11 protein-coding genes are annotated in these 16,124 nt (G+C 66.3%); all 11 read right to left on the bottom strand.

Annotated elements, in window-relative coordinates; genetic code table 11:
- Nucleotides 1–34: 34 nt before the first annotated feature.
- Nucleotides 35–1,630: a phosphate ABC transporter substrate-binding/OmpA family protein gene (locus tag EF888_RS07565; protein ID WP_109760071.1), complete on the bottom strand. Its 1,596-nt coding sequence runs from the start codon at nucleotides 1,628–1,630 to the stop codon at nucleotides 35–37.
- A gap of 294 nt (nucleotides 1,631–1,924) precedes the next feature.
- Nucleotides 1,925–2,815, bottom strand: a complete 891-nt coding sequence (locus EF888_RS07560; RefSeq protein ID WP_109760072.1) for a PP2C family protein-serine/threonine phosphatase — start codon at nucleotides 2,813–2,815, stop codon at nucleotides 1,925–1,927.
- A gap of 17 nt (nucleotides 2,816–2,832) precedes the next feature.
- The gene (locus tag EF888_RS22435) at nucleotides 2,833–5,331 is read right to left on the bottom strand and encodes a serine/threonine-protein kinase (RefSeq protein WP_109760073.1); all 2,499 of its coding nucleotides are present in this window, start codon (nucleotides 5,329–5,331) and stop codon (nucleotides 2,833–2,835) included.
- A gap of 293 nt (nucleotides 5,332–5,624) precedes the next feature.
- Nucleotides 5,625–9,209 (bottom strand): bifunctional proline dehydrogenase/L-glutamate gamma-semialdehyde dehydrogenase PutA, encoded by a 3,585-nt coding sequence (gene putA, locus EF888_RS07550; RefSeq protein ID WP_109760074.1) that lies wholly within the window; start codon nucleotides 9,207–9,209, stop codon nucleotides 5,625–5,627.
- Nucleotides 9,210–9,279: 70 nt separating this feature from the next.
- A complete protein-coding gene (locus tag EF888_RS07545) occupies nucleotides 9,280–11,250 on the bottom strand; it encodes a TRAP transporter permease (protein ID WP_109760075.1) in 1,971 nt (656 codons plus the stop codon).
- On the bottom strand, nucleotides 11,250–11,726 hold the full coding sequence (locus tag EF888_RS07540) for a DUF1850 domain-containing protein (RefSeq protein ID WP_241239837.1): 477 nt from the start codon (nucleotides 11,724–11,726) through the stop codon (nucleotides 11,250–11,252). The genes EF888_RS07545 and EF888_RS07540 overlap by 1 nt, the downstream gene beginning before the upstream one ends.
- The gene (locus EF888_RS07535; protein WP_109760076.1) at nucleotides 11,723–12,685 is read right to left on the bottom strand and encodes a TAXI family TRAP transporter solute-binding subunit; all 963 of its coding nucleotides are present in this window, start codon (nucleotides 12,683–12,685) and stop codon (nucleotides 11,723–11,725) included. The genes EF888_RS07540 and EF888_RS07535 overlap by 4 nt, the downstream gene beginning before the upstream one ends.
- A 96-nt stretch (nucleotides 12,686–12,781) precedes the next feature.
- Complete coding sequence (locus EF888_RS07530) at nucleotides 12,782–13,468, bottom strand: ABC transporter ATP-binding protein (protein ID WP_109760077.1); 687 nt, start codon at nucleotides 13,466–13,468, stop codon at nucleotides 12,782–12,784.
- A complete protein-coding gene (locus tag EF888_RS07525; RefSeq protein WP_109760078.1) occupies nucleotides 13,465–14,214 on the bottom strand; it encodes an ABC transporter ATP-binding protein in 750 nt (249 codons plus the stop codon). Before EF888_RS07525 ends, EF888_RS07530 begins: the two co-directional genes overlap by 4 nt.
- The gene (locus tag EF888_RS07520; protein WP_109760079.1) at nucleotides 14,207–15,190 is read right to left on the bottom strand and encodes a branched-chain amino acid ABC transporter permease; all 984 of its coding nucleotides are present in this window, start codon (nucleotides 15,188–15,190) and stop codon (nucleotides 14,207–14,209) included. Before EF888_RS07520 ends, EF888_RS07525 begins: the two co-directional genes overlap by 8 nt.
- The gene (locus EF888_RS07515) at nucleotides 15,187–16,107 is read right to left on the bottom strand and encodes a branched-chain amino acid ABC transporter permease (RefSeq protein ID WP_109760080.1); all 921 of its coding nucleotides are present in this window, start codon (nucleotides 16,105–16,107) and stop codon (nucleotides 15,187–15,189) included. The genes EF888_RS07520 and EF888_RS07515 overlap by 4 nt, the downstream gene beginning before the upstream one ends.
- Nucleotides 16,108–16,124: the final 17 nt, after the last annotated feature.

The raw sequence follows: 16,124 nt of genomic DNA, 5'->3' as shown, positions 1-16,124 counted from the left end.
GGTTGGTCTTCCGCGCCCGGAAGCTTGCGTCTGCTTACGCGTCCTTGCTGATCCACACTTCGACGCGGCGGTTCACGGCGCGACCATTTTCTGACACGTTGCAGGCCGAAGGAGACACCTCGCCATAGCCGGTCGTCTTCATGGTGATGTGGCTGAGGCGGCTGCCGGCGGCACGACGCACCTCCTGCATCACGTCGCTGGCGCGCTCTTCGGACAGTTTGCGGTTGCCTTCGAATGTGCCTACGCTGTCAGTGAACCCGACGAAGGTGATCTCGGTGCCCTGGGGGGCGGTCTCGAGGTAGGAGATCAGGCGCTCCATGTCGAGCTTGCCGCGTTCGTCCATCTTCGACGAGCCGAGACGGAAGCGGAAGGTGGTCGACAGGCGATCGTACTTGACCATGCTGTCGAACATTTCCATCGCCACCGTGCTTTCAAAGCCGGCGTCATAGGCCTCGCTCTCGGCCAGAAGCGCGGCGGCACGCTCGTCGTCGCTGGTCTGCGGGCGGCGTAGGATGCCGAGGTCGATGAAGCCCGACTTGCCGATGACACCATCGGCATCCTCGGAGATGGCGAAGTCGAGGAAGGCCTGAGCCGATTCGTCGAGGTTGTCGCCGCGGTTGTAGAGGTACATCCGGCGGTTCAGCCCGTATTCCTCGGTCTTGGCCGAGAACGCGTCGGGACGCGAGGCGATGCCGCATTCGTTGACAAGCGTGACGCCCTTCGCGCCGCGCTGGAAGGCATAGCCGACATAGCCGATGGCGTGGGGGTCGAGGTAGACGACGTTCGATACTTCCTGGTCGTCATCCGCGATGCCCTGAGGGCGGAAGACCGGCTTGTCCTGGCCTTCGTAGAGGTAGTCCATGAAGAAGTCGTAGCTGGTCGAGCCCGGCGCCTGCGCGATGACCGAAATCGGGTGATCCGATCCGCCGACGTCCTTCCAGTTCCGGAACTTGCCCGAGAAGATGCCGCGAAGCTGTTCCATCGTAAGCTCGCCGACATCGTTCGTGGGGTGGGTGATGACGACGACGCTGTCGACAGCGACGATTCGCTCCTGGTTCGGATCGACCATGTTTCCGGCGCCAGCGGCGCGCAGCTCTTTCGCCTCGGCCGGCAGGATGCGGCGGGCGGACATGGCGATCTGGGTTTCGTTGGTCATCAGCGAGCGGAATGCGTCCTCGGATGTCGTCGAAGTCACGAGGAAGGACCCGATGTCATCGCCGAAGCCGCTGTCAGCCACCAACTTCGCGAGGCTTTGGCCCCGCACCGAGGTGTTGGTGATCTCGGCGTCCGCGTCGAGCGACGAGGCGAAGCCGGTCATCAGGAGCGGCATCATGCCGATCCCGATGACGTCCGAGCCCGAGATCATCACGTCGGCGGCGTTGCCGGCGATCTGCGGACAGGCAGCGCCTTCGCAGCGCACCCGGCTGGCAGAAATACGAAGGTCGCCCAGCACCGTGCGGATGATGTAGTTGTCGTCCTTGAAGTCGACGAATTCGCCGACGAGGTTGACGGTGCCGTCAGCGGATTTGAGGCTGACCTCTTCGGCGACTGCAGCCCACGGCATCATCAGAGTACCGGCGATTGTGGCGGCGGAAACCGAAGCCTTGAAGACTTCAATCTTTTTTCCCACTGGAGTTGCTCCTCATTTGGGGCCCGCGCCGCGCTCTATCTGAAACGCCGCCGCGAACGGGTGAGATGTCGGAACCGAAAACAGGGAAATCGCTAAAGATTAACGCTGGGTTTAGGTAAGGAATGGGGAATGAATGCGGCGCGGGCTTGAAATCGACCCAGCTTTTTCATGTCCATTTTGGAAACAAAACGGCGGAAAAAGGTCAAATTGTGGCAAGAGGAACCGCAGTCGTTTTTCGCGCAAACACACCGGGCAGGTGGACCCTGCCCGGCGTGCGAAGGTGGTCGGTCGGCGTCAGCGGCCCGAGACGAACTGCAGGACGCGCGTCGGCATGGACACTCCGCGCGGCTTGGCCACCTGGATATGCCGCGTGCTGTCGAACACCTCGACTGGGGTCCGGGACGTGACCTTGATGACCGAGATCGAGATATTGTCCTGGTCGGGATCGTCGATCTTCTCGACCGCCGCCAGAAGCGCCGAGACGATGGCGTGGCTGGGCTTCGTGCGGTGGTCGTCGAGGATCGCCTCGATTTCCACGTCCGTGAGTGTCTGGAGACCGTCGCTCGACGCCACGAAGATGTCGTCCTGCTCGACCTTGAAGGGCTCCCGCGGGCAATCGACCTTGGCGATCTCGGACCCGAAGATCACCGACTTCAGGCAGTTGCGGTCGGGGTGGTTCCGGCCCTGCTCCTCGGTCATCATGCCGGAGCGGACCATGAGGTCGATCTCGGGCGCAAGCGAGTGGTCTTCGTTCAACTGCTTCAGTTTGCCGTCGCGGAAGAGATACAGCGGGGAATCCCCGACAGAGACCCAGTAGAGCCTGTCCTCGATGAACACGGGTGCCACCAGAGTGGCGCCCATGCCATAGCTTTCCGGGTGGTCCGAGACATAGCCGCGGATGCACTGGTTCGCGGACAGTGCGGCATGGTGAAGAACCTGGGGCACTTGCGCCTCGTTGTCCTTCAACTCCCGCGACTTGAACTTCAGCTCGGCGAACATCTCGGTGACCACGATGGTCGAGGCGATCTCGCCCGCCGTGTGCCCGCCCATGCCATCGGCGAGGACCATGAACCCGGCCTGCGGACCAAGGGGAAAGTCGGTGACGAGCGAATCTTCCTGGACGTCGCGCGCGCCCTGCGAAAGAGCCGTCGCCACTTCGTACTGAGGAGCGGTCATGTTGTTCATCTCGGCCTCTCCCTGGTTCAGTTGCCGGCCTCGACGTTGGTCGTCGAGACAAGCCACATTTCGCCATCGCGCTTGACGGCGAAGTTGAACTTGGGCGCGCCGGCGGCGATCTCGCGGGCAAGGATCGTCTGCAGCGCCTGAGGCGTGTCGATCAGCTCGCTCGTCGGCATGAACGCGACGACGATGTCGCCGGTCCGAAGCGTCTCGTCGGCATCGGTCGGACTCTCGATGACCGTCGTGACCCACGCCCCGTTCACCTGCGCGGTACGGAAGCGTTCGCCGGTCAGCAGGATCGTCTCCTGAACCGTCGGCACGTCGAGGCTGCGGACCAGCGTCTGGCCTTCGGGAGTCTCGATCCCGAGGGTGGCCTTGACCGAGGCTCCGAGCCCGAAGCCGGGCTGAAGCTTCACAACCTGCTGCACCTCGGAGAACGAGATGACGGGCAGGCCGTTCACCGACAGGATCTTCGAGCCCGGCTTCAGCCACTCGGGCGCGCTGGCGTCGACGGCCAGGATCCTGAGCGAGCCGTTCGGCTCGAGCGTGAACGGGAAGGCAGCGGTGGCGCCGGACAAGAGCGGCGAGGCCTCGATCACGTTGGAGGGCCTCGTGGGCTCTGGCGGAAGCGGCGCCGGGCTCGACAGGTCGACCGACGGACCGCCGCTTTCGACTTGCGGCTCGCTGACGATCGGCGCCGTGCGCGTCGGGTCGGCATCGACATCCGCGCCCACGTCCACGCCCAGGATTTCGCTGGACACGTTCGGAAGCGTTGCGACGCGTTCGGACACCGTCGGCGCGATGGCGGGAACCTCGGGCAGGGCAATGGCGGCAGGCCGGGTGGGCGGGCGCTTTGTGACGTCGGGTCGGCTTGCGACCACGGCTACGTCTTCGCTCTCGACAGCGGAGGGTTCGGAAGGCACGGGTCCCGTGGTCGCCGGTTCGGCGACGACTGCCGGCACTTCGGGTTCGGCAGGAACGGCCGGGACGATCACGGCTGCCGCCACCGTCGGCTTGGGCTCTGCGACCGGTGGAGTCACGGCCGGTTCAGCAGCCGCCGTCTCGGGCTCGGCGGCCGGTGTGACGGGCGTCTCGACCTCGGCCGTCTCGGTCGGCACGCCAACGGCGCGTTCAGCGGTTTCGGCAGGGGCGGAGATCGCCGCGACGTCGGGCGTCTCGTCGGAACTCATCATGACATAGCCCCCGACGCCCGCGGCGGCGAGGAGCGCCAGAAGACCGGCGACAAGACCCAGCTTGCCCTTCGAGCCGGAGGTGTCGCGCATGACCTGCGTGACGACCTTTTCCTGCGGAACATCGACAAAGCTCGGCGTCGAGGTGACGGAGTCCCTCGGCGGACGCGGCGTATCGGGTCGGTCTGTCTGGTTCGGGCGTCTCGGCCGTTTGGGTTGGGCAAGACCCGCCGCTTCGAGCTCGGCCTCGGTCGCAAGGTTCTGCGCACCGTCAGCGCTCGTATTGCCGTAAAGCTGCGAAGCGAGCTTCTCTTCCCGCACGAGGTCCTTGATCTGCGAGACGACAAAGCCGTTGTCGACGGCGAGGACGGGGCGAGAAACAGACCCGCGGGTCATCGAGCTGACGCGGGAGTGGGTGATCATCGCGCGCCAGTCGGCGGCCGACTGGATGCGGTTCTTCGGGAATATCGCCAGAGCGCGGTCGATGGCTTCGAGGAACTCGCGCTTGTATCCGCCCGTGCGGTCGGCGATCGGAACATAGGGATCGGGATCGTCGCTCGCGACGGCGGTCAGGCGCTCCTGAGCGTTCGGCGGCGTGTTCCCGGTGATGACGTGGTAGAGCGACGCGCCGAGCGAATAGAGGTCGCTCGACGGAAAGGACGCGCCGTCCGAGATGTAGAATTCCTGCGGCGAGTAGCCGTCCTTCACCGTGCGCATCGCGCCCAGATGGCGCGTGGCGCGGGACGCGGTTTCACGCGCGGCGCCGAAGTCGATCAGCACCGGCTCCTTGTCTCGCGAAATCAGGATGTTGTCCGGCGAGATGTCGCGGTGAAGCACGCCCTCGTGGTGGATGAACTCGATGGCATCGAGCAGCTTGATCACGATGGTCTCGAGGTCCTTCGGATCGAGCCGGGCCGTCGGGTCCTCGGCGATCTCGAGAAGGTCGCGGCCGTCGACATAGTCGAGCGCCATGTAGGCCGTGCCGTTGTCTTCGAAGACCTGGTGGACGCCCACGATGTTGGGATGGTTCAGACGCGCGAGGTTCCGGGCCTCCTGGACGAAGAGGTCCACAATCATGCGGAATTCCTTGGCATGAGCCCGCGACCGCACGCCCACGATCGTCTTCGACCGGCGACAGAAGGCCCCTGGGAAGCATTCCTTGATCACGACGCGGCGGCGCAGGCTGTCCTCGGCCAGGTAGGTTATGCCGAAGCCGCCGCTGTTGAGATATTCCTCGATCGTGTACTGACCGTGAAGCAGCGACATGCCTGGCTGAAGCTCGTCGGGGAACTCCTGATCCACGAACTCTTTCGGCGTTGTGCTCGGTTTCATACGCATACCTATGCAAATCTGGCCCGGGCGTGCGGGCATTCGGCACAACATGGCAAACAAATCTGTCCAAAAGTTGATGCAATTACGGATATTGGAACGGGAGAGCCAAAACGCGCGTCTCGGGGACTAAATGTTTCCGGTCTGGAAATACTTAACGTTTATAGCGCGTTAAGCTCCGCCAGGCTTGTGGGCCAGAGCCCCTCGGTGCGGCAAAAGCCCCGTGAAGCCATAGGATTGCCGTAATTGGCCCACCCCGCTTATCGGACGCCGCCGGAAACTGTTTCCAACTCACCTCAGCCCTCGGCCTCTGCAAGGAGGGTCGCGTTGCCTCCCGCCGCCGTCGTATCCACACAGGTCGACCGCTCGGCAGCGTAGAGCGCCGGCGACAGATGGGCGGTGACGAGGGTAAGCACCGGCCCCTCGCGAGAAGCCAGCACACGGCGGAGTCGGCTCAAGGCCGCGCCCGACACCTGTGCCGCGACCAGGTCGATGCCGGGATGGCGAAGCAGGTCGTCGCTCGCGCCGCCGTCGAGCACGGACAGAGGAAAATCGTCGCGCATCAGCGTCTTGAGGACAGAGGTTGCACCTGGGGCCGCCGCAACGACGGCGTTGCCCGCGGCGAGGGCCTGGACGACCTGCGCAAGCAACGCCTCCGGAGAAGGCCCGAGGCAGAGGACACATCCGCGTGGAAGAAGGGCCAACTGGTTGGACTCCCCCGTCGGCCCGGGCAGATTCACGGGGCCGAAATCCAGCGCGGCCGATGCCGCCATCGCCGCCGCCGCCCGTCCGCGCAGGGCCGAGCGCAGCCGGGCGATCCTGTCTGTCGCCCTGCCCCAGCTCGCCGCGCGATCTCCGGTCGCGTTGACGTCCACGGATGCGGCATCGCTGCCCGGGAGGACGTCTGAGCCCACCTCGCCCTCATGGGTGAAGCGCTGCAGGTAAAGCGGCCCGCCCGCCTTGGGTCCCGTCCCCGACAGGCCATGCCCGCCGAACGGCTGGCTTCCGACCACGGCGCCGATCTGGTCGCGGTTGACGTAGACGTTGCCGGCGCCGATCCGGTCGAGCACCCTCTGCACGCGCCGGTCGATCCGCGAGTGCAGCCCGAACGTCAGCCCGTAACCTTTTGCGTTAATGTCCGAAACGACATCGGCAATCTTCTCGCCGTCGAACCGTGCGACATGGAGGACGGGACCGAAAATCTCGTGCTCGATTTCGGCGATCCCCGACACGCGCACCACGGTCGGCGCCACGAAGTGACCTTCCGCGAGACCGTCCAGCCGCTTCAGCACGCGCCCCTCAGCCTCCATCCGCTCGACATAGGCGGTGATCGCCTCATGTGCCTCGCCGTCGATCACGGGCCCCACATCCGTCGCCAAGGCCCACGGATCGCCCGCGACGAGGGTCTCCATCGCGCCGAAGAGCATCTTCAGCAACTTCTCCTCGACATCCTTCTGGACGTAGAGGATGCGCAGGGCAGAACATCTTTGTCCCGCTGACTGGAAGGCGCCCCGCAGGATGTCGCGCGTGGCCTGCTCGAGAAGCGCCGTCGAGTCGACGATCATGGCGTTCAGCCCGCCCGTCTCGGCGATCAGCATGGCGTGCGGCGCGGTCCTGGCCAATTGCCGGTCGATGAGCTTCGCCACCTCGGTCGAGCCGGTGAAACACACCCCTGACAGGCGCGGATCGGCGGTCAGCGGCCCTCCCACGCTCTCTCCGTCGCCCGGTAGAAGCTGGAGGACCTTCGCAGGCACGCCCGCCTCGTGCAGCAACTGGGTGGCGCGGAAGGCGATGAGAGGCGTCTGCTCGGCGGGTTTCGCGACGACAGCGTTCCCCGCCGCCAGCGCCGCCCCGATCTGGCCGGTGAAGATGGCGAGGGGGAAGTTCCAGGGCGAGATGCAGGCGATGACCCCGCGCGCGGGACGGTCGCCGAGGGTCTCGGCTTCCTGCGCGTAATAGCGCAGGAAATCGACCGCTTCGCGCAGTTCCGCCACGCCGTCGGCAAGGGTCTTCCCCGCCTCGCGCGCGGTAAGGGCAAAGACCTCGTGAGCGTTCGCCTCGTAGAGGTCGGCAGCGCGGCGCAGGATCGTCGCACGCGCAGGGGCGCCGAGAGCGGACCAGCCCGGCTGCGCATCTACAGCGAGACCGACCGCCGCCTCGACCATCGTCGCCTCGGCTTCGGTGACGGTGCCCACCACATCGGACGGGCGCGCAGGATTGTGGACCTCTCGAGCCGCGCCCACGCGCTCCGCCGGTGTCAGAGGACCCGCCGTCCAGCTGTAAGGGGCAGCGAAGGCGGCGCGGCCGGCATCGATCTCGGCCAGCGTCACAGGGTCTGTCAGGTCCCATCCGGCGCTGTTGCGGCGGGGGGCGAAGATGTCCGCAGGTCGTGGGATCGCCGGGTTCGGGTGAAAGCCGTCGGCTTCGGCTTTCGCGATCGGGTCCGATGCGATTTCTTCAGCCGGAACAGAGGTATCCACGATCTGGTTCACGAAGGACGAGTTGGCGCCGTTCTCCAGAAGCCGCCGGACGAGATAGGCCAGAAGGTCGTGGTGCGCGCCCACCGGCGCATAGATGCGGCAGCGCGTTCCCTCGGCCTTGCGGACGGCCTCGTGCAGGTGCTCTCCCATCCCGTGCAGGCGCTGGAACTCGAAGGCGGCCTTGTCGGACGCCATCTCGAGAACGGCGGCAACGGAATGGGCGTTGTGCGTCGCGAATTGCGGATAGATGCGGTCGGTCATCGACAGAAGCTTCCGCGCACCGGCCAGGTAGCTGACGTCGGTGTGGGTCTTGCGGGTGAAGACGGGATAGTCGGTCAGCCCCAGCACCTGCGCGCGCTTCACCTCGGTGTCCCAGTAGGCCCCCTTGACGAGGCGCACCATGATGCGGCGGTCGAGACGGCCGGCGAGGTCGTGGAGCCAGTCGAGGACAGGCATCGCCCGGCGTCCGAACGCCTGGACGACGACGCCGAAGCCGTCCCAGCCCTTCAGGCTGTCGGACGACAGGACGCGTTCGATCACATCGAGGGAAAGATCAAGCCGATCAGCCTCTTCCGCGTCGATATTGAAGCCGATTCCAGCCTTCGCCGCCGCTTCTGCGAGGGACAGAAGGCGGTCAGAGAGAACGGGCAGCATCGCCTCGGCCTGGGCGCACTCATAGCGAGGATGCAGCGCGGACAGCTTGACCGAGATGCCGGGGTTCGTCCTCACGTCGCGGCCCGAGGCCGCGCCCGCGATGACGTCGATGGCGCGGGCATAGGCGTCGAGATAGCGAAGCGCGTCTGCCTCGGTCCGCGCGGCCTCTCCCAGCATGTCGTAGGAGTAGCTATAGCCCTTCGCCACCATCGGACGGCCGCGCTTCATCGCCTCGCCTATGGTGCGGCCCAGAACGAACTGCGACCCCATCTCGGCCATCGCCTGCCCCACGGCGCGGCGGATCACCGGCTCTCCCAGCCTACGCACAAGGCCGTGCAGCGTGCCAGCCACGCCCCCTTCGTCGTCGTCAAGAACGCGGCCGGTCAGCAGCAGCCCCCAGGTCGAGGCGTTGACGAGGATCGAGCCGGAGTCGCCGATGTGGCTGGCCCAGTCGTGCGGCGTGATCTTGTCGCGGATCAACTCGTCCACCGTGCCGCTGTCGGGGACGCGCAGCATCGCCTCGGCCAGGCACATCAGAGCCACGCCCTCGCGCGTGGACAGTCCGTATTCGGCGAGGAGGCTCTCCATCATGCCGACCTTGCCCGAGGCGCGCACGGCGCGGACCAGGTCTGCGGCGCGGGAGGAAATGCGGGCGCGTGCTGCCTCGTCGAGGGCGGTCGATCGCGCGAGACCGCGGACGAGATCCGCCTCGGGGGCCAGCGTGTGGGACCGGATCTCGTCGCGCATGGCCTGGCTCACTCCTGTCAGGGTCGGGCGCACTCTTTCATCAGCCCGGCCGCGGCGTAAAGTGGCGTCGTCAGGCGGCCACCGCGCTCCTGCCCCCGCGCCAGTTCAGCGCAAGCACGCCAGCCACGACCACCGCGCCCGCGGCCTCGATGCCGACACTGGGCCAGAAGATCGCAATGACACCGAATACGATCAGGAGGCGCTGCCAGATCGGCATGGGCCGCCACAGGAACCCTTCCAGCGCCGCCGCGAAGCCCGTCATCGCGAGGATGGCGATGAAGCCGTTCCAGAGAACCAGTGGAAGCGGCCCGCCCAGGATAATGGATTCGTTGAAGACCATGAAAAGCGGGATCAGGTAGAGTCCCTTGGCGAACTTCCATGCCTGGAGACTCGTCTCCATCGGCTTCGACCCGGCGATGGCCGCGCCCGCGAAGGCGGCGAGCGCCACGGGCGGCGTGACATTCGAGTCCTGCGAGTACCAGAACACCACGAGGTGGGCGATCAGGATCGGGATGCCGAACTCCTCGGTCAGCGCGGGGCCGACGAGGATGATGAGGACGATGTAGGCGGCCGTGACCGGCAGGCCCATCCCGAGGATTAGGCTGGCGAGGAGGACGAGGATCAACGCGAGGACGATGTTGCCGCCCGAGAAGGCGATCATCATGGCCGAGAACTTGAGGCCGAGGCCGGTCAAGCCCACGACACCCACGATAATGCCAGCGACGGCACAGGCCATCGAGACCGCGACCGCGTTCCGCGCGCCAAGCTCCAGCGCCTCGAGGGTCATGGCCAGACCGCTCCGGCAGAGATCCACGAAGCCTGTCGCCGTCGGACCCGAGGCAAGGTAGGCCCAGAGCGCCCGCGTCCCTGCGGCAACGATGACCGAGACGATGGCGTAGAAGCCCACCCGCATCGGCGAGTAGCCGACGACAAGCAGCACCACCAGGGCCACGAGCGGGAAGAGGAAGTGCCAGCCTTCCGCCATCACGTCGCGGACCTTGGGCAACTCCTCGGCCTTCATGCCGGTCATGCCCTGCTTCACGGCGGCGATGTGGACCAGAAGGTAGACGGCGCCGAAGTAGAGGACGGCCGGGAAGATCGAGACCAGCACGATGTCGACGTAAGGCACCCGCGTGAACTCGGACATCAGGAACGCGCCAGCGCCCATGAGCGGCGGCATGATCTGCCCGCCGGTCGAGGCTGCGGCCTCGATTCCTCCAGCCTGCGCAGGGCGATAGCCCAGTTTCTTCATCAGTGGGATCGTGAAGGCGCCGGTCGTCACGACGTTCGCGATGGCCGATCCGCTGATCGATCCCATGCCCGCCGAAGCGATGACCGCCGCCTTGGCCGGTCCGCCGCGCTGCCGGCCGGTCGCGGCGTAGGCGAGGTCGATGAAGAACTTGCCCGCGCCCGTCACTTCGAGGAAGGCGCCGAAGAGGACGAAGACGAAGATGAAGGTCGCGGCGACGCCGAGCGGGATGCCGAATATGCCTTCGGCGCCAAGCGTCATCTGGCTAGCCACGCGGTCAAGCGAATAGCCCCGGTGGTTCATGATGCCAGGCATCCAGTCGGCGAGGAACGGCAGTTCCCCCCGGTTGCCGGCGAAAGCGTAGGCGATGAAGAAAGCGCCGATGATCGTCATCCCGAGGCCCACGGCGCGCCGCGCGCCCTCAAGGACGACGATCACGGTCAGGACACCCACGGCCACGTCGATGCTGCGCGGAAAGATCTGGTTGGCGATGATGTCGATGTTGATGGGCAGCCACGCGCCCACCAGGATGCCGCAGGCGATCAGGACGCCGTCGATGATCCAGCCGAGGACGCCTCGCGGGCGGGATGGTCCCCAGACGGGATAGATCAGGAAGCAGAGGACAAGGATGAAGCCTAGGTGGATCGGGCGCTGGAAGAACAGGCCGAGAGGCTGGACGCCCGCCGCGTAGAGCTGGAACAGCGACAGGAGGATGCCGATGACCGCGATGGCGCGCAGCACGATCCGAGGCTGCGGCCGCTCGTCGATGTGCGCATCGGTATCCGTGACCATCAGCCGCCCTCTTCCGTCAGTTCGATCCGCACCTTCTCGCGCGGGGCCGCTTCGGACAGGGACACCACCCTGTCGCCAACAGCGATCCGGTGATCCACATTGCCCCGTCCGGGACGCAGGATATAGCCATTTCCAGGCACGGGTTCGTCGATGTCTAGGATCCAATAGCCGCCCTGCCCGTCCGACACCTGCCGACCGCGTCCGGGGATGTGGTCGAGACCGGCGGCGAAGTCGGGAAGGTGCGAGCGGACCAGCACCATCCGGCCGCTACGGTTCTCATAGCAGTCCGAAACCTCGAACCCCTTGACCGAGTGGTGCCAGAGAACGCACCAGCCCGTCCCTTCAGGGACGGGTTGGCGCAGGAGTTCGGTGCCATCCTCGCTCAGGGCCACGAGGTCACCCGCAGGTGCCGGACCGGCGGTGGCGGCGATGAGGACGAGGAGGGCGGAAAGCCCTCCTCCCACCCTTTCGATCAAGGACGCAGGTTGTCTGGAACGGTGACGCCCGCTTCCTCGTAATAGCGGATCGCGCCCGGGTGCAGCGGGACGGGCGTCGCGGTCATGGTGAATTCGGGCGTCGTCTCGTTCGCCGCCGGGTGGACCGCCTGAAGATCGGTCACGTTCTCGAACATCGCCTTGGTGATCGAATAGGCCAGGTCGTCCGACATCTCGGATGATACGACGAGCACGTTCGGAATGCCGAGGACCGTGATGTCCTCGTCGACGCCGGTGTAGCTTCCGCCGGGCAGTGTCGTTTCGGCGAAGGTCGCGTCGGCCTCGCGCGCCTTGGCGATCTCGTCGTCGGAGAGCGCCAGAAGGACAATGTCGTTGGTCGTCGAAAGGTTCAGGATCGACGAAGTCGGCGCGCCCACGCTCCAGAAGCCCGCGTCGATGTCGCCGTTGGCCAGCGCGTCGGCGGTTTCGTTGAAGTTCAGCCGCTGCTCGTCGATGTCGTCGTAGGAGATGCCGTTGGCGGTCAGGATGGCTTCGGCGTTGACTTCGGTGCCCGAACCGGGTGCGCCGACCGACACGCGCTTGCCCTTGAGATCCTCGAGCGAGGTGATGCCGCTGCCCTCGAGAGCCACGATCTGGATCATGTTGGCGTACATCGAGGCGAGGCCGCGGACCATGGGAAGCTGCTGACCTTCGAACCGGCCGGTGCCGGTATAGGACTGGGCGACGGTATCGGCGAGTGCGAGCGCCAGGTCCGCGTCGCCTGTGGCGATGAGGCCCATGTTCTCGACCGAGGCGCCGGTGACCTCGGCGGTCGCGGAATAGCCTTCGACGTGGTTGTTGATGACTTCGGCGAGCCCGCCGCCCATGGGATAGTAGACGCCGCCGGTCCCGCCCGTGGCGATCGACAGCTGTTCCTGTGCCAGAGCCGGGGCGCTGAATGCGACGAGGGTTCCCGCCGCGAGGGCGTGCATCAGTTTCATAGGTAGTCCTCCCAAATCATCTTGTTGTTCTGCCTGTGTAAACTAGCTCGGGCATCAGGCCAATCCAGAGTTTTTCGGCCATGACCGGCGGCGGTTTCACACTCCCACGTAAGTCTCTGAGATCGCTGGCGTCAGCTCATTTATCCCTCCGGACCAGACCGTCGCGCCGCGTTCGAGGATGACGGCACGGTCGGACACGCGCGCGAGGTCCCGCACCGATTTGTCGATGACGAGGATCGCCATGCCGGTTTCGATCTTCAGCCGCGCCACCGCTGCCCAGATCTCGGCCCGGACCAGAGGTGCGAGGCCTTCGGTCGCCTCGTCGAGGATCACAAGGCGGGGGTTCGTCATCAGGGCCCGTCCGATGGCCAGCATCTGCTGCTCGCCGCCCGAAAGCGTCCGCGCGCGCTGACCGCGCCGTTCGGCGAGGCGCGGGAAAAGGTCACCCACCCTCGCCTCGTCCCAGGGCCCCGGACGCGCGGCGGCGACCAGGTTCTCGCGCACCGTGAGGTCGGCGAAGCAGCGGCGGCCCTCCGGCACGAGGCCGATGCCGAGACGTGCTACGGCGTGGCTGGGAAGCCCGTGCAGGTCGCGTCCGGCGAAGGTGAGCCCGCCTTTCGAGACGATCATCCGGCAGATGGCTCGGACGGTCGTCGTCTTGCCCATCCCGTTGCGGCCCATGAGCGCCACGACCTCGCCTTCCCCGACGGTCAGGTCGACGCCGAACAGCGCCTGGCTCGAGCCGTAAAAGGCGGTGAGGCCAGAGAGCGCGAGAAGGCTCATGCGTCCTCGCCCAGGTAGGCCGTGCGCACCTCCGGGTCCGCGCGGATTTCGGCGACGGTTCCGGTGGCGAGGATGCGGCCCTCGGCCAGCACGCTGATCCGGTCGGCCAGCGCGAAGACGGCGTCCATGTCGTGCTCGACGAGGAGGATGGGGGCTTTGTCGCGGAGGCCGTCGAGGAAGGCCGTCAGCGCCTTCGAGCCTTCCGCGCCGAGCCCCGCCATGGGTTCGTCCATGACGAAGGCACGGGGTGAGAGCGTCAGCGCCACCGCGACCTCGAGCTGCCTGCGCTGGCCGTGGCTGAGGTCGGCGCAGCGCGTCGCACGCCGGTCGGAAAGACCAACACGGCCGAGAGCGGCATCGGCTCGAGCCACGAGGTCCCTGTCGTTGAGGACGGAACGCCAGAGCCGCCAGGGTGACGACGAGGCGGACAGTGCTCCCAAGAGGGTGTTCTGAAGGACAGTATCCTCCATCGCCAGTGCCGAGACCTGGAAGGTCCGTCCCAGGCCGCGCCCTGCGCGGGCGGCGACAGTCTCGTCCGTCACGTCGTGCCCCTGGAAATGCACGCTGCCCTCGTCCGGGATCACAGTCCCGCAGATCTGTCCGATGAGCGTGGACTTCCCTGCCCCGTTCGGTCCGATGACGGCGTGGATCTCGCCCGGCCTGAGGTCGATAGAGACGCCGTCGCTCGCCACCAGCGCGCCGAAGCGCTTCGTCAGCCCGCGGGTTTCGAGGATGGGCTCAGTCATGCGAGGCGGGCCTCCCCGACAGTAGGCCAACGAGACCGCCCTTGGCGAAGAGGACGATCAGGAGGAGGATCGCGCCCAGCCAGACGTGCCAGAACTCGGTCAGCCCGCCCAGCCAATGCTCGAGCGCCACGAACAGCATCGCCCCGGCCACCGGACCACAAAGGCGCGCCACACCGCCGAGAATGACGAGGACGATCAACTCGCCCGAAAGCTGCCAGCTGAACATCGAAGGGCTGACGAAGCGGTTGAGGTCGGCGAAGAGCGCGCCCGCGAGACCCGTGATCGCGCCGGACAGGACGAAGGCGGCGAGCTTCAGGCGCTTTGGGTCAAGGCCCACGGTTTCGACCCGCGCGGGTACCTGGCGGGCGGCGTTCAGCGCGAGGCCGAAGGGCGACCGCGCGAGGCGGGACCACAGGACGAGGACGAGGCAGAGCAGGACGAAGCACAGCGAAAAGAACTGGATCGGGTCGAGCGTGTTGAGGCCGGGGAAACCGTTCCTGACGTAGATCGACAGGCCGTCCTCGCCGCCGTAGGCGCTCCAGGAGACGGCGAAGTAGAAGAACATCTGACCGAAGGCGAGCGTGATCATGATGAAGTAGACCCCGCTTGTACGGAGGCTGAGGAGGCCGATGACAAGCGCTGCCAGGCTGGAGACAGCGATGGCAGTAACCCAGATCAGGGGCATCGAGGTGGTGCCCTCGATGGCCAGCGGACCAAGCTCGACCGGCGCGTAGGTCTGTGCGTGGAACGCGAGGATACCCATGGCATAGCCGCCGAGCCCGAAGAAGACCGCGTGGCCCAGGCTGACGAGACCGCCGAGGCCCAGGGCCAGGTTCAGGCCGGTCGCGGCGATGGCAAGGATCGTCGCGCGGGTGGCGAGCGTAATGGTGAAGGGCTCGTCGCGCCAATCGGCCAAAAGCGCCACCCCCAGAAGACCTCCGAGAAGGAGTGCGTTCAGGAACCGCTCGGGGATCATGCCCGTGCTCCGAAGAGACCCGTCGGCCGCCAGATCAGGACAAGGCTCATCAGGATGTAGATCGACATGGAGGCGAGCGAGGCTCCGACGCTCTGCGCGGTGGCGGGGTCGGTGAAGAACTTGAAGAGTTCCGGCAGGAAGATGCCGCCGAGCGTGTCGGTCAGACCCACGAGAAGCGCGCCGACGAAAGCGCCCCGGATCGAGCCGATGCCGCCGATCACGATGACCACGAAGGCGAGGATCAGGACCGGCTCGCCCATGCCGACCTGCACCGACTGGATCGCGCCGACCAGCGCGCCGGCAAGCCCCGCAAGCGCAGCGCCGAGCGCGAAGATCAGCGTGTAGAGCCTTGATATATCGACGCCAAGTGCCGCGATCATCTCGCGGTCGTTCTCGCCTGCGCGGATGCGGATGCCGAGGCGCGTGCGCTCGATCAGGACCCAGAGGCCCAAGGCCACGACAAGTCCGACTGCGATGAGCGCGAGGCGGTAGGTCGGATAGAGGATGCCGCCCGGGAGGCGCGTCGGGCCCGACAGCCAGGCGGGGATGTCGAGGTAGAGGGGGAACGAGCCATAGAGCCAGCGCGTGCCTTCCGAGAAGATCAGGATCAGGGCGAAGGTCGCCAGCACCTGGTCGAGGTGGTCGGAGGCGTAGAGCCGTCGGATCACCAGCATCTCGACCACCGCCCCCGCCAGAGCCGCGGCGGCGAGTGCCGAGACGAGACCGAGGAGGAACGACCCCGTCGCCGCCGAGACTGCCGCGGCCGCGAAGGCGCCCACCATGTAGAGCGAACCGTGGGCGAGGTTGATGAGGCCCATGACACCGAAGATCAGCGTCAGGCCGGCCGCCATCAGGAACAGCATGACGCCGGCCTGCAGGCCGTTCAGTACCTGCTCGATGACGAGGACCGCGGACATGGGGTCAGAGGCTGTCG

Origin of the sequence: Silicimonas algicola, assembly GCF_003970735.1 — a bacterium.
GTDB lineage: Bacteria > Pseudomonadota > Alphaproteobacteria > Rhodobacterales > Rhodobacteraceae > Silicimonas > Silicimonas algicola.
Note: the sequence above shows the minus strand (reverse complement) of the source record. Positions and strands in the feature narration are given on the sequence as shown.

Excerpts from the sequence above, each read along its gene's own strand:
- EF888_RS07520 (WP_109760079.1), bottom strand. The coding sequence starts at position 15,190 with ATGATCCCCGAGCGGTTCCTGAACGCACTCCTTCTCGGAGGTCTTCTG.
- EF888_RS07530 (WP_109760077.1), bottom strand. The coding sequence starts at position 13,468 with ATGAGCCTTCTCGCGCTCTCTGGCCTCACCGCCTTTTACGGCTCGAGC.
- EF888_RS07525 (WP_109760078.1), bottom strand. The coding sequence starts at position 14,214 with ATGACTGAGCCCATCCTCGAAACCCGCGGGCTGACGAAGCGCTTCGGC.
- putA (WP_109760074.1), bottom strand. The coding sequence starts at position 9,209 with ATGCGCGACGAGATCCGGTCCCACACGCTGGCCCCCGAGGCGGATCTC.
- EF888_RS07535 (WP_109760076.1), bottom strand. The coding sequence starts at position 12,685 with ATGAAACTGATGCACGCCCTCGCGGCGGGAACCCTCGTCGCATTCAGC.
- EF888_RS07545 (WP_109760075.1), bottom strand. The coding sequence starts at position 11,250 with ATGGTCACGGATACCGATGCGCACATCGACGAGCGGCCGCAGCCTCGG.
- EF888_RS07515 (WP_109760080.1), bottom strand. The coding sequence starts at position 16,107 with ATGTCCGCGGTCCTCGTCATCGAGCAGGTACTGAACGGCCTGCAGGCC.
- EF888_RS07560 (WP_109760072.1), bottom strand. The coding sequence starts at position 2,815 with ATGAACAACATGACCGCTCCTCAGTACGAAGTGGCGACGGCTCTTTCG.
- EF888_RS22435 (WP_109760073.1), bottom strand. The coding sequence starts at position 5,331 with ATGAAACCGAGCACAACGCCGAAAGAGTTCGTGGATCAGGAGTTCCCC.